Origin of the sequence: Kribbella ginsengisoli, from assembly GCF_039537185.1 — a bacterium.
Taxonomy (GTDB): Bacteria; Actinomycetota; Actinomycetes; order Propionibacteriales; family Kribbellaceae; genus Kribbella; species Kribbella koreensis.
In genome coordinates this window covers 118,388-131,100 of sequence record NZ_BAABAA010000004.1, presented here as the reverse complement: position 1 = coordinate 131,100, position 12,713 = coordinate 118,388, and the positions used below count along the sequence as shown (strand labels likewise).

Below are 12,713 nucleotides of genomic sequence, written 5' to 3'. Positions count from 1 at the left end.
CACCCTGGCACGACGGTAGGCTCAGGCCCGTGCGTATCGCCAGATTCTCCGTTGATGACGAGCCGAAGTACGGCATCGTCGAGACCGACGACCCCGAGGGGCTCACCGGTACCGTCGCAGTGCTCGACTCGGATCCGCTCTACCGGCCGGTGCAGTTCACCGGCGAGCAGCTGCAACTGGCCGATGTCCGGCTGCTGGCCCCGGTGATCCCGCGCAGCAAGGTGGTCTGCGTCGGGCGCAACTACCGCGCGCACGCCGAGGAGCTCGGCAACGAGGTGCCGACCGAGCCGCTGATCTTCTTCAAGCCGAACACCAGCGTGGTCGGCCCGCGGGACGGCATCGTCTACCCCGAGCAGACCAACGACCTGCACTTCGAGGGCGAGCTGGCGATCGTGATCGGCCGGATCTGCCGCGACCTGCCCCGCGAGCGGGCCGAAGAAGTCATCTTCGGGTACACGATCGCCAACGACGTGACGGCCCGGGACCTGCAGAAGTCGGACGGGCAATGGGCGCGGGCGAAGGGGTACGACACGTTCTGCCCGCTCGGCCCGTGGATCAGCACCGACCTGGACGTGGCCGACCTGCGGGTCACCACCACGCTGAACGGCGAGCCGAAGCAGGACGGCCGGACCTCGCAGTTCATCTTCGACATCCCCGAGGTGCTGGCCTACATCACCTCGTTCACGACGCTGCTGCCCGGCGACGTCGTGCTCACCGGCACCCCCGCGGGTGTCGGCCCGATGCTGCCCGGCGACGAGGTCGCGGTCAGCGTCGAAGGACTCGGAACTCTGACGAACAAGGTGATCGTGCGTGACTGAAAGGCCCGCCCCGACCGACGAAGACGTCCTCGGTGGCTTGGAACCGAACCAGGTGCGGGTGCGCTTCCCACCGTCGCCGACCGGTCTGCTCACGGTCGGCAACATCCGTAGCGCACTGTTCAACTGGGCCTTCGCGCACCACTACGGCGGCAAGCTCGTCCTGCGGATCGAGGACACCGACAAGTCCCGCAACACCCCAGAGGCGCTGCAGTACACGCTGGACTCGCTCACCTGGCTCGGCCTGAACTGGGACGAGGGCCCGGAGGTCGGCGGCGACTTCGGCCCGTACCTGCAGTCCGAGCGGATGGACACGTACGCCGACGTCGTGGCGAAGCTGCTCGCGGCGGGCCGGGCGTACCACTGCTACTGCTCGCAGGAGGAGCTCGACCAGCGCCGCGAGGCCGCACGTACCGCGGGGCAGCACAGCGGGTACGACGGTCACTGCCGCGCGCTGACGCCCGAGCAGGTGCAGGCGTACATCGAGGAGGGCCGGCGTCCCGTAGTACGGCTGCGGATGCCCGATCGCCCGATCACCTTCGACGACCTGGTCCGTGGCGAGATCACCTTCCTGCCGGAGAACCTGGGCGACTACGTGCTCGTCCGGGCGAACGGCTACCCGCTCTACCCGCTGGTGAACCCGGTCGACGACGCGCTGATGGAGATCACCCACGTACTGCGCGGCGAGGACCTGCTGCCGTCGACGCCGCGGCAGATCGCCCTGTACGAGGCGCTTGCCGAGATCGGCATCGGCTCCGGCCGGACGCCGCGCTTCGGGCACTTGCCGTTCGTGATGGGCGAGGGCAACAAGAAGCTGTCCAAGCGCGACCCGGGCGCCGGCCTCGGCGAGTACATGGAGCGCGGCTTCCTGCCCGAGGGACTGCTGAACTACCTGGCCCTGCTGGGCTGGTCGATCGCCGACGACCGCGACGTCTTCACCATGGACGAGATGATCAAGGCGTTCGACATCCGCAAGGTGAACGCGAACGCGGCCCGGTTCGACCCGAAGAAGTGCGAGGCCATCAACGCCTCGCACATGCGGCTGCTGGAGCCGGCCGACTGGGCCGGCCGCGCGGTGCCGTTCCTGGCGAAGGCGGGCGTCCTGCCGGCCGAGCCGTCGGATGCGCAACTCGCGCTGCTGACCGCGGCTGTGCCGCACGTGCAGGAGCGGATGAACACGTTCTCCGAGGCGCCGGAGATGCTCGGCTTCCTGTTCGTCTCCGACCAGGACTTCTCGATCGACCCCGATTCGGCCGCGAAGGTGCTGACCGGTGACGCCGGCGCGGTGCTGGAGGCGACCGGCAAGGCGCTGGCCGGGGTCGGCGAGTGGAAGACCGAGCCGATCGAGGCCGCGTTGCGGGCGTCGCTGATCGAGGGTCTGGGGCTGAAGCCGAAGAACGCGTTCGGCCCGGTCCGGGTCGCGATCTCCGGCCGCCGGATCTCGCCGCCGTTGTTCGAGTCGCTGGAACTGCTCGGGCGGGAGAGTTCGCTCCGCCGGATCGAGCAGGCCCGCGCGAGCCTGCCGGCCGACTGATGGCCGCCGACGGTACGCCGGGACCCGGGGCGGCGATCGACCCCCGGGACGCCGGTCCGCAGCCGTACCACCGGCTGCTGCGCAACAACGTCACGCCGTCCGCGTTCGTGCTCCTCGGGGCACTGACCGTGCTGGTCGGCTGGATGTTCTGGAGTGTGCTGGTGCTGTCGATCCAGCAGTCGATCCGGACCGACCCCAAGGGGACCGTGTCGTGGCTCGGCCTGCTGGCGACGAACCTGTCGCTGATCGTGCTGATCCCGCTGACGATGCTGGTCGCGACCAGGCTGAACAAGCAGACGCCCGGGCTGCTGTCCTCGGTGACCGGCAAGCTGCGCTGGCGGCCGCTGGCAGTGTTCGGCGTCGCGGCCGTGGTGCTCGAGCTGGTGATGCTGGGCATCGTCGAGCTCGGCAGTGTCGACGTGCTGGGCAGCGGATCCAACGGCGTCGCCTCCGACGCGGCCGGCGTGATCGCGGTGACGTTGCTGACGTCGACGTTCCAGGCGGCGGGGGAGGAGTACTTCTTCCGCGGCTACCTGTTGCAGGCGGTCGGCGCGCTGGTGCGCAGCTCGCTGGTCGCAGTACTGGTGACGACCGTGCTGTTCACGATGGCGCACGGGATCTGGCCGTGGGAGAGCCCGGCGCTGTTCCTCGACCGGTTCGCGTTCGGGCTGGTGGCGGGGCTGCTCGCGGTTCGTACCGGCGGGCTGGAGGCGCCGATCGCGGCGCACGCGGCGAACAACGTGATCACCTTCATCTACGCGGCTTTGACCAACACCGTCGGCGACAGCCTGGGAGCCTCCGACGCGCCCTGGTCGCTCGTTGCGGTCGACGTGGTGAAGTTCGCCGCCTTCGGTGCGATCGCGTTGCTGCTCACCCGCAAGCAGGGAATGGCCACCCGCTGCGAATTGCCACTGGCGACTTCGCTCGTGGCGGATCGCGGTCCGGGCCGGCGACTCCTGTGACGGGTGTGACAGTTGGGGACGCTGAACTCGTTTTGGTTTCTGGCGGCATGCTGCGATAGGCTCAGCGGGCCAGGTTGTGAGGGCGGAAACGCACTGACAATCGCAGTAACAAGCTTTGGGGTATGGGGTAATTGGCAGCCCGACTGGTTCTGGTCCAGTTAGTCTAGGTTCGAGTCCTAGTACCCCAGCGATTGGACCGTATCGCTGGAAGTTAGGTACAGTTCATCCTCGTTGGTCGGCTCTCCGGAACCGGCTGACAAGCGCTCTGGCCCCGTTGTGTAGCGGCCTAGCACGCCGCCCTCTCAAGGCGGTAGCGCGGGTTCGAATCCCGTCGGGGCTACCAGAGAAAGCGCCCCTCACCACCAGGTGAGGGGCGCTTGTTTTTGTCCTGGTACGCCGGTGAGGCGAGCGTCACACCTTGGCCTCGGGGCCGGCCGCCATCAGCCGGCGCATCGACAGGCCGGCCACCAGGAACGTGGCGCCCCACAGCAGCGCGACCACTCCGAGGAAGACCGCGATCCCCACCGCGCCCGCGCCGGGGTTGGCGGCGAACAGGATTCCCAGCAGGATCGAGAACGCTGCGCCGAGGAGCAGGAACCATCTCGGTGTCACGTGGTTGGTCGTGAACGCGCCGACCGCCTCGAACACGCCCCGGACGATCAGCCAGATGCCGAGGATCCAGGTCAGCGTCACCGCCGTCACCGCCGGACTGAAGATGGCGAAGAAGGCCGCGACCAACGCGATCACGCCGAGCACGATCAGCCAGAGCCGGCTGCCCTTCGCCTCGGGTCGAAGTGCCTGGGTCAGCGACCCGATCCCGTCCATCAACGCCCAGAAGCCCCACAGCAACGCCAGCGCGATCGCCGTCGAGATCGGCCAGACGATCGCCAGCACCCCGAACACGATGCCGATCACCCCGCGGACGATCAGCATCTTCCAGCCAACAGTCATCCAGTCCCGCACCATCGCAAGTACCTCCCGAAGAGCAGTGCCCCCTCAACTCATCGTGATCCCGCCCACCCCCACCAGCAAGCACCCCACGCCCACCGAACCCAACCGAAACCCCCGCCCTCGCCCTCCACCATCTCAGGGGTTAACCCCTCAGATGGTGGGTTGCCACCCCAGAAACACGCTAGGCAACCCACCAACTGAGGGGTTAACCCCCGAAATGGTGCGCGGCAGGCAGGCAGGCGGGCGGGCAGGTGCGCAGGCAGGCGGGCTGGTGCGCAGGTGCGCGGGCGGGCGGGCGGGTGCGCAGGTGGGCAGCCGGCGGGCACGTGGGCAGTGGGTGGGCAGGTGGGTAGGCGGGCGGGCGGGCTCGGGGGAGCGGGGGGAAGGGAAAACAGCCCGCCGCGGGAGGCGACGGGCTGTTCGGAGTACCGGTGGGCTACTCGGAAGCGCGGTGGAGGGCTGTGTCGGTGGACTACTCGGAGGCTCGCCGGAGGGCTTCGGAGAGGCGTTCGGCGGCGGCCATCACGGCGGGGGCGTGCATGCGGCCGGGCTGGCGGGAGAGGCGCTCGATCGGGCCGGAGACGGACACGGCTGCGATCACCTTGCCGGAAGGAGAGCGGACGGGCGCGGAGACGGAGGCGACGCCTTGCTCGCGCTCGCCGACCGAGTGGGCCCAGCCACGACGGCGTACGCCGGCCAGAGCGGCTGCATTGAAGGTGGCGTTGTGGAGACCGCGGTGCATGCGCTCCGGGTCCTCCCAGGCAAGCAGTATTTGAGCGGCGGATCCAGCGGCCATCGTCAGCTGGCTACCGACCGGCACGGTGTCGCGCAGACCGGACGGGCGCTCGGCAGCCGCGACACAGACTCTGTACTCACCCTGGCGGCGGAACAACTGCGCCGACTCACCAGTGATGTCGCGCAGTCGCGCCAGCACCGGACCGGCCGTCGCCAGCAGTCGGTCCTCACCGGCAGCGGAGGCCAACTCGCTCAGGCGCGGCCCGAGCACGAAGCGGCCCTGCATGTCGCGACCCACCAACCGGTGGTGCTCCAGAGCGACAGCGAGCCTGTGTGCCGTCGGCCGGGCCAGTCCCGTCGCCGCCACGAGTCCGGCCAGGGTCGCCGGTCCGGACTCGAGTGCGGACAGAACGAGAGCTGCTTTGTCGAGAACGCCGACTCCGCTAGAGTTGTCCATGAGACGATATTGCCGTCTCGAATCGTGGAACGCAAGTCGCTTGTGCCGCCTATCTGGGCGCACTGTGAGCGAGAGAACAGTCATTACAAAACCACGGAGGAGTGTCTGATGGGTAGGACGTTGTCGGAAAAGGTCTGGGATGCGCACGTCGTGCGCCATGCCGACGGAGAGCCCGACCTCCTCTACATCGATCTCCATCTCGTGCACGAGGTGACGAGTCCGCAGGCTTTCGACGGGCTCCGGCTGGCCGGCCGGCAGGTTCGCCGGCCCGATCTGACGATCGCCACCGAGGACCACAACGTGCCGACGCTCGACGTCGACAAGCCGATCGCCGACCTGACGTCGCGGACCCAGGTGGACACGCTGCGCAAGAACGCCAAGGAGTTCGGCGTCCGGATCCACACCCTCGGCGACCCGGACCAGGGCGTCGTGCACGTGATCGGCCCGCAGCTCGGCCTGACCCAGCCCGGTATGACGGTGGTCTGCGGTGACAGCCACACCTCCACCCACGGCGCTTTCGGCGCGATTGCCTTCGGCATCGGTACCAGCGAGGTCGAGCACGTGCTCGCCACCCAGACGCTGATGCAGGCCCGCCCCAAGACGATGGCGGTCACCGTCGACGGCGTACTGCCGGACGGCGTCTCGGCCAAGGACCTGGTGCTCGCGCTGATCACCCAGGTCGGCACCGGCGGCGGCCAGGGCTACATCGTCGAGTACCGCGGCGAAGCGATCCGCGCGCTGTCGATGGAAGCCCGGATGACGATCTGCAACATGTCGATCGAGTGGGGCGCCAAGGCCGGCATGATCGCGCCGGACGAGACGACCTACGAATACCTGAAGGACAAGCCGCACGCGCCGCAGGGCCTCGACTGGGAAGCCGCGGTCGAGTACTGGAACAGCCTGGCCACCGACGAGGACGCGACCTTCGACAAGGAGATCTCGCTGCGCGCCGAGGACATCGCGCCGTTCGTCACCTGGGGCACCAACCCGGGCCAGGGCGCTCCGCTGTCGGCCAACGTGCCGTCGCCGGACGACTTCGACGAGCCGAACGAGAAGATCGCCGCCGAGCGCGCCCTGGAGTACATGGGCCTCACCGCCGGTACGCCGTTGCGCGAAGTACACGTCGACACCGTCTTCCTCGGCTCCTGCACCAACGGCCGGATCGAGGACCTGCGCGCGGCGGCCGGCGTACTGGCCGGGCGGAAGGTTGCCGACGGCACCCGGATGCTCGTCGTACCGGGGTCGGGCCGGGTGCTGTTGCAGGCCGAGGCCGAGGGCCTGGACGTGATCTTCAAGAACGCCGGCGCCGAGTGGCGTGGAGCGGGTTGCTCGATGTGCCTGGGGATGAACCCGGACCAGCTGGCCCCGGGCGAGCGCAGCGCCTCGACCTCCAACCGCAACTTCGAAGGACGCCAGGGCAAGGGCGGCCGGACGCACCTGGTCTCGCCGCTGGTCGCCGCCGCAACCGCCGTCACGGGCACTCTCGCGGCGCCGGCCGACCTGCCGCCGCTCGAGATCGCCGTACCCGAGAACGTCTGAGGACAAAGGAATCATGGAAGCCTTCACCCAGCACATCGGCACCGCGGTTCCGCTGCGGCGCAGCAACGTCGACACCGACCAGATCATCCCGGCGGTCTACCTCAAGCGGGTCACCCGGACCGGCTTCGAGGACGGGCTGTTCGCTGCCTGGCGCAACGATCCCACCTTCGTCCTGAACCAGCCCGAGTACGAAGGGGTCTCGGTGCTCGTCGCCGGACCGGACTTCGGCACCGGGTCGTCGCGTGAGCACGCCGTCTGGGCCTTGATGGACTACGGGTTCCGGGTCGTCGTCGCCTCGCGGTTCGGCGACATCTTCCGGGGCAACTCGGGCAAGGCCGGGTTGCTCGCGGCCCTCGTCGAGCAGGAGGTCGTCGACCAGCTCTGGGTCGCGATCGAGCAGGACCCCGGTACCAAGGTGACCGTCGACCTGGAGAACAAGACGATCTCGGCCGGGGACGTCTCCGCGCCGTTCGAGATCGACGACTACACCCGATACCGGTTGCTGAACGGGCTCGACGACGTCGGCATCACCTTGTCCCACGAGGCCGACATCACGGCGTACGAGGCGACCCGGCCGGCCTTCAAGCCGGTCACCCTGCCTGCCAAGGCGTAACGCATCGCACAGTGATACCGATAACTCCGGTGTTATCCTTCTGAAGTTGTCAGCACGGGCACGACGAGATCTTGGAGGTGGGGCGCCATGAGCAGCGAACCCTCCAGACATACGGATCTCGTCCGGCCTTGAGGCGCTGAATCCTCTTCTGACAGGTCAGGTCACCCCGTCGCGTACCAGCGCGGGGTGACCTGCGGCGCGGGGCTGGGCGATGTGTTCCTTCCATCGATCCCACACCTCGCACCTGGAGGACTTGTCATGTCCGACATCCGCCTGCGCACCCTGCGTGCGTTCAGCCGCACCCCGTCGCTGCGCGCCGCCGCCCGCCGGTACGCCGGTACCGCCGCCGAGCCCGCTGCCCTGGAGCAGAAGGCCACGCCTGCGGCCGGCCCGAAGCCCAAAGGGCACAGCGTCGTCGACAGCGCGATCTACTGCGACGGCTCGCGGGTCGCGTCGCCGGAGTCTCTGGCCGACACGTACCAGGTGCTGCACGAGTCGCCGAAAAGCCTTGCCTGGATCGGCCTGTACCGCCCTGACCGGCGCGAGCTGACCTCGCTGGCGCAGGAGTTCGATCTGCACGAGCTGGCGATCGAGGACGCCATCCAGGCCCATCAGCGGCCGAAGCTCGAGCGCTACGGCGACACGTTGTTCGTCGTCCTGAAGGCCGCTCGTTACCGGGACGCGACCGAGGAGGTCGAGTTCGGCGAGGTGCACGTGTTCGTCGGCCCGGACTTCGTGGTGACGGTCCGGCATGCCGAGGCGCCCAACCTGGCGGCGGTCCGCCGCCGGGTCGAACGCGATCCGGAGTTGCTGCGGCGCGGTACCGAGGCTGTTCTCTACGCGATCATGGACAAGGTCGTCGACGGCTACGCGCCGGTGGTGGCCGGCCTCGAGAACGACATCGACGAGATCGAGACCGAGGTGTTCCGCGGCGACCCGAAGGTGTCGCGGCGCATCTACGAGCTGTCCCGTGAGGTGATCGAGTTCCAGCGCGCGACCCGGCCGCTGGTCGGCATGCTGGATTCGCTGCGTGCCGGTTTCGACAAGTACGGCGTCGATGAGGAACTGCAACGTTCGCTGCGGGACGTGGCCGACCACGTCACCCAGGTGGTCGAGCGGGTGGACGCGTTCCGCGAACTGCTGCGCGACATCCTGACGGTGAACGCGACCCTGGTCGCCCAGCAGCAGAACGAGGAGATGAAGAGCCTCACCGTCGCCAGCAACGACCAGAACGAAGAGGTGAAGCGGATCTCTGCATGGGCAGCGATCCTGTTCGCGCCGACCTTGATCGGCACCGTCTACGGGATGAACTTCGACTCGATGCCGGAGCTGCACTGGCAGTTCGGCTATCCCTTCGCGGTCGGTCTGATGGCGATGGTGTGTGGTGGTCTACACCTGATCTTCAAGCGCCGCGGCTGGCTTTAGAGCCCTTTGCGGGCAGCCTTTCGCGCTGTGGCCGACGTCACCGTCTGATGCCGGTTCGTTGCTCTGAAGGGATTCGGAAGCCGGGTCAGAGGCGATTCCAGGGAAAATTTTGCCCAAATCGCCTGAAACAAGGCCGAATTGCCGCGTTGGTGTTTGTGAACACGCCGAAGAGTCCATAACGTTCACGGAAGATCGAGCGCTGTGCTCGACGCAGGAGTTCACGGAGGGAAGACAGTGAACAAGAGCCAGTTGGTCGAAGCGCTCGCAGTGCACTTCGACGGAAATCGCCGTTCGGCCCAGCACGCCCTGGAGTCGGTGATCGACACCGTCCAGCGCGAGCTGACCAAGAAGGGCGGCAAGGTCGCCATCACCGGGTTCGGGGCCTTCGAGGCCATCGAGCGCGGTGCGCGCATGGTCCGCAACCCGCGGACCGGCGAGACCAAGCGCGCCAAGAAGACCGTGGTTCCGAAGTTCCGCGCCGGTGCGGAGCTGAAGGCCGTTGTCTCCGGTGCGAAGAAGCTGCCGAAGCTGGTTGCACCGAAGGCGGCCCCGGCCGTCAAGGCCGCGCCCGCCAAGACGGCTGCGCCGGCCAAGAAGGCCGCTCCGGTCAAGGCCGCCGCCAAGAAGGCCCCGGCCAAGGCCGTTGCCACCAAGACGGTTGCGAAGAAGGCCCCGGCCAAGAAGGCCCCGGTCAAGGCCGCCGCCAAGAAGACGGCCCCGGTCGCGAAGAAGGCCCCGGCCAAGACCGTTGCCAAGAAGGCGCCGGCCAAGAAGGCCCCCGCCAAGAAGGCTCCGGCGAAGCGCGCTGCCGCCCGCTGACCCGTCAGCACCTCGTAGTACCCGCTGTACTAGCGAAGGCCGGTCTCCCTACACCAGGGGCGACCGGCCTTCGCCGTTGCCTGTCTTTTACGGCGCCGTCTTTTGCCTACGGCAAAGTGATGAAGTGGACCTCGGAGATCGCCAGGCCCGCGCCGGTGCCGGTGGTGGTCAGGCGGACCCGCTGGCCGAGGCGGAGCAGGCGCACCGGAGTACCGGTGAGGGCTTCGGCGTCGAAGGGCAGCTCGATGCCGGTGTCGGTCAACACTGCGCCGGATGCCGTCGCAGCGTCGTAACGGCTGACTGTTGCTTGCATGCCTTTACGGTAGCGGCCTTTCAGCAGGCCAGGCCCTCAGTGCCTGTCGCAGCTCCCATCACGAGCGACATCACGTCCGCGGTTCGGGGACCGACACCTAGCTGTACTGCGTGTGCCAGGTCCGCTGCTGTGTCCACGTCGCGTCGCACCGACCCGATGGTGGCCAGCGCGATCGGCACGGCGCCAGAGCCTTCATGGGCTTGTGCGGAGCCCACACCGAAGCGGGGGTCGAGGGGAACGCCAGGGGCGGCGGCGAGCATCGTAGTACCGGTCCCTGGTTCGTCTATGACGAAGGACCGGTCTGCTGTGCAGGCTGCCAATGCAGCGGTCAGCTCGGAAGCCCTGAGAGCTGGTAGGTCGGCAGAGAGCGCCACCACTCCGGCGCCTGGGTATTCGGCTGCAGCGAACGCCGCACCGTGCTCCAGAGCCCCATTGAGCCCTGCACCCGCCAGGTCCGGTACTACGCGCGCGCCGATCGCCGTGACGTCCGCTGCGACCACTGGGTCATCCGTGACGACCAGAACGGCGCGGACCAGAGGAGACTCGAGTGCGGCCGCAGTAGTGTCGACTGCGAAGGCACGAGCGAGCTCTGGACGGTGCTGCGGGTAGGCGGAAGCAAGCCGGCTCTTAGCGATCGCCGTACGCTTCACCGGGATCACCAGGGTCCAGGGAGCGACCTGTAGGTCTGCCATCAGGCAGGATTCTCCCATGACCGAGGGCGACAACAGCCACCAGGAGGCAGTAGTGAACGGCCAGCGCACCACCGAGGTACCCCGGCCACGGCGGGGGTTCTGGTTCGGCCTGGTGGTGGCCATCGTCAAACCGTTCATGCTGACCTGGACCAAACGGGACTTCCGCGGCCGCGAGAACGTGCCGCGGACCGGTGGCATGGTGTTCGTGACGAACCACATCTCGCACTTCGACCCGTTCGTGCTCGGGCTCTATATCTGGGAATGCCGGCGGATTCCGCGGCTGCTCGGCAAGGCGTCGCTGTTCAAACTGCCGATCGCCGGCCGGATCATCACCAGCGCCGGGCAGATCCCGGTCTATCGCGATTCGGTCGAGGCGGCGGATGCGTTCCGGGCCGCGGTGGCCGCGGTGGAGAAGGGTGAATGCGTCGGGGTTTATCCCGAGGGCACGATCACGCGGGATCCCGACCATTGGCCGATGACCGGGAAGACCGGCGCTGCCCGGATCGCGTTGATGACCGGATGTCCGGTGATCCCGATCGCGAACTGGGGTGCGCAGGAGGTGTTCGCGTCGTACGGCAGCCTGCGGGTCCGGTTGCTGCCGCGCAAGACGATGCGGGTGATCGCGGGGGAGCCGGTCGATCTGAGCGCTTTCCAGGGCAAGCCGATCACCAACGAGCTGTTGCACGAGGCAACCGAGGTGATCATGCAGCGGGTGGCCGGCGAGCTCGGCGTACTGCGCGGCGAGACGCCACCCAAGGAGCTCTACGACCTGCGCAAGCACAAGGCCGCCGAGCCGAAGGCAACCGGTGAGGCCCAGGCGACTGATGACAACGGTGAGGATGGGGAGAGTCGATGACCAAGGTTGCGGTGTTCGGTGCGGGGTCCTGGGGGACAGCCTTCGCCATCGTCTTGGCCCAGGCCGGCAATCAGGTGTCCGTCTGGGGCCGCCGCGAATCGCTCTGCGAGGCGATCAACACGCGGCACGAGAACCCCGACTACCTGCCGGGCCTGCAACTCCCGGACGCCATCACCGCAACGCATGACCCGGCGCAGGCCGCCGACGGAGCGGAGGCGATCGTGCTCGCCGTTCCGTCGCAGTCGCTGCGGGACAACCTGCGCGACTGGGCCGACGTGCTTCCGGCGGCGGTACCGCTGGTCTCGCTGATGAAGGGCGTCGAGGTCGGTACGACGAAGCGCATGAGCGAGGTGATCGCAGAGCTGACCGGCGCCGGTCCCGAGCGGATCGCCGTCGTCTCCGGCCCGAACCTCGCCCGCGAGATCGCCGAAGGCCAGCCGGCCGCCGCAGTTGTCGCCTGCACCGACGAAGGCACCGCCGCCCGTCTGCAGAAGCTCTGCCACTCGCCGACCTTCCGTCCGTACACGAACAACGACGTCATCGGTTGTGAACTGGGCGGCGCTACCAAGAACGTCATCGCCCTGGCCGTCGGCATGGCGGTAGGTCTCGGCTTCGGCGACAACGCCCGAGCCTCCGTCATCACCCGGGGCCTCGTCGAAACCGCCCGGCTCGGCACGGCGCTGGGTGCCGACGAACACACCTTCTCCGGCCTAGCCGGCCTAGGCGACCTGGTAGCCACCTGCTCGTCCCCGCTGTCCCGCAACCGGACCTTCGGCGAAAAACTGGGCCAGGGCATGACTGTCGCCGAGATCGCGGGCGCCACTCGTCAGGTCGCCGAGGGCGTCAAGTCCTGCGCCTCCATCACCGAACTGGCTCACCACCACGACGTGGAAATGCCGATTGCGGAGCACGTCACCAAGGTGGTCGCGGGCGAAATGACCCCCAAGGACATGCTCTTCAGCCTCGTCTCCCGCTCAGCCAAGTCAGAACGCTGGGGATAGC

The 12,713-nt window shown here is 68.0% G+C and carries 13 protein-coding genes and 2 tRNA genes; 11 read left to right on the top strand and 4 right to left on the bottom strand.

What is annotated here, in order from left to right; translation table 11 throughout:
- Nucleotides 1-29: 29 nt before the first annotated feature.
- From ABD768_RS17070 to ABD768_RS17050, 5 genes are all read left to right on the top strand, one after another.
- Nucleotides 30-818 carry a fumarylacetoacetate hydrolase family protein gene (locus tag ABD768_RS17070; RefSeq protein WP_343963619.1) on the top strand — a complete coding sequence of 263 codons (789 nt, stop codon included), beginning with the start codon at nt 30-32 and terminating at the stop codon, nt 816-818.
- Nucleotides 811-2,349: a glutamate--tRNA ligase gene (gltX, locus tag ABD768_RS17065; protein WP_344841588.1), complete on the top strand. Its 1,539-nt coding sequence runs from the start codon at nt 811-813 to the stop codon at nt 2,347-2,349. The genes ABD768_RS17070 and gltX overlap by 8 nt, the downstream gene beginning before the upstream one ends.
- Nucleotides 2,349-3,311, top strand: a complete 963-nt coding sequence (locus ABD768_RS17060) for a CPBP family intramembrane glutamic endopeptidase (protein ID WP_344841585.1) — start codon at nt 2,349-2,351, stop codon at nt 3,309-3,311. Before gltX ends, ABD768_RS17060 begins: the two co-directional genes overlap by 1 nt.
- A 116-nt stretch (nt 3,312-3,427) precedes the next feature.
- Nucleotides 3,428-3,499: transfer RNA gene (locus ABD768_RS17055), tRNA-Gln, on the top strand.
- A 79-nt stretch (nt 3,500-3,578) separates the two neighbouring features.
- Nucleotides 3,579-3,654: transfer RNA gene (locus tag ABD768_RS17050), tRNA-Glu, on the top strand.
- A gap of 68 nt (nt 3,655-3,722) precedes the next feature.
- On the opposite strand, the gene ABD768_RS17045 is transcribed toward ABD768_RS17050, so the two are convergent.
- Both ABD768_RS17045 and ABD768_RS17040 read right to left on the bottom strand, forming a co-directional pair.
- Nucleotides 3,723-4,262: an HdeD family acid-resistance protein gene (locus ABD768_RS17045; RefSeq protein WP_343963610.1), complete on the bottom strand. Its 540-nt coding sequence runs from the start codon at nt 4,260-4,262 to the stop codon at nt 3,723-3,725.
- A 472-nt stretch (nt 4,263-4,734) separates the two neighbouring features.
- Nucleotides 4,735-5,454 (bottom strand): IclR family transcriptional regulator, encoded by a 720-nt coding sequence (locus tag ABD768_RS17040; RefSeq protein WP_012922430.1) that lies wholly within the window; start codon nt 5,452-5,454, stop codon nt 4,735-4,737.
- A 108-nt stretch (nt 5,455-5,562) separates the two neighbouring features.
- Here ABD768_RS17040 and leuC point away from each other — a divergent pair, with 108 nt between their 5' ends.
- From leuC to ABD768_RS17020, 4 genes are all read left to right on the top strand, one after another.
- A complete protein-coding gene (gene leuC, locus ABD768_RS17035) occupies nt 5,563-6,993 on the top strand; it encodes a 3-isopropylmalate dehydratase large subunit (RefSeq protein ID WP_344841582.1) in 1,431 nt (476 codons plus the stop codon).
- A gap of 13 nt (nt 6,994-7,006) precedes the next feature.
- Complete coding sequence (gene leuD, locus ABD768_RS17030; RefSeq protein ID WP_344841580.1) at nt 7,007-7,606, top strand: 3-isopropylmalate dehydratase small subunit; 600 nt, start codon at nt 7,007-7,009, stop codon at nt 7,604-7,606.
- A gap of 258 nt (nt 7,607-7,864) precedes the next feature.
- On the top strand, nt 7,865-9,031 hold the full coding sequence (gene corA / locus ABD768_RS17025; RefSeq protein WP_344841578.1) for a magnesium/cobalt transporter CorA: 1,167 nt from the start codon (nt 7,865-7,867) through the stop codon (nt 9,029-9,031).
- A gap of 234 nt (nt 9,032-9,265) precedes the next feature.
- Entirely contained in the window at nt 9,266-9,850 is a 585-nt protein-coding gene (locus tag ABD768_RS17020) for an HU family DNA-binding protein (protein WP_343963602.1), read from the top strand.
- A 106-nt stretch (nt 9,851-9,956) separates the two neighbouring features.
- Here ABD768_RS17020 and ABD768_RS17015 read toward each other — a convergent pair whose 3' ends face one another.
- Nucleotides 9,957-10,163 (bottom strand): hypothetical protein, encoded by a 207-nt coding sequence (locus ABD768_RS17015; RefSeq protein ID WP_343963600.1) that lies wholly within the window; start codon nt 10,161-10,163, stop codon nt 9,957-9,959.
- Between the two features lie 20 nt (nt 10,164-10,183).
- Entirely contained in the window at nt 10,184-10,855 is a 672-nt protein-coding gene (cofC, locus tag ABD768_RS17010) for a 2-phospho-L-lactate guanylyltransferase (RefSeq protein WP_344841575.1), read from the bottom strand.
- 16 nt (nt 10,856-10,871) lie between these two features.
- Between cofC and ABD768_RS17005 the strand changes: the two genes are divergently transcribed.
- Together ABD768_RS17005 and ABD768_RS17000 are read left to right on the top strand one after the other, a co-directional pair.
- Nucleotides 10,872-11,711: a lysophospholipid acyltransferase family protein gene (locus ABD768_RS17005; protein WP_344841573.1), complete on the top strand. Its 840-nt coding sequence runs from the start codon at nt 10,872-10,874 to the stop codon at nt 11,709-11,711.
- Nucleotides 11,708-12,712: an NAD(P)H-dependent glycerol-3-phosphate dehydrogenase gene (locus ABD768_RS17000; RefSeq protein WP_344841571.1), complete on the top strand. Its 1,005-nt coding sequence runs from the start codon at nt 11,708-11,710 to the stop codon at nt 12,710-12,712. The genes ABD768_RS17005 and ABD768_RS17000 overlap by 4 nt, the downstream gene beginning before the upstream one ends.
- Nucleotide 12,713: the final 1 nt, after the last annotated feature.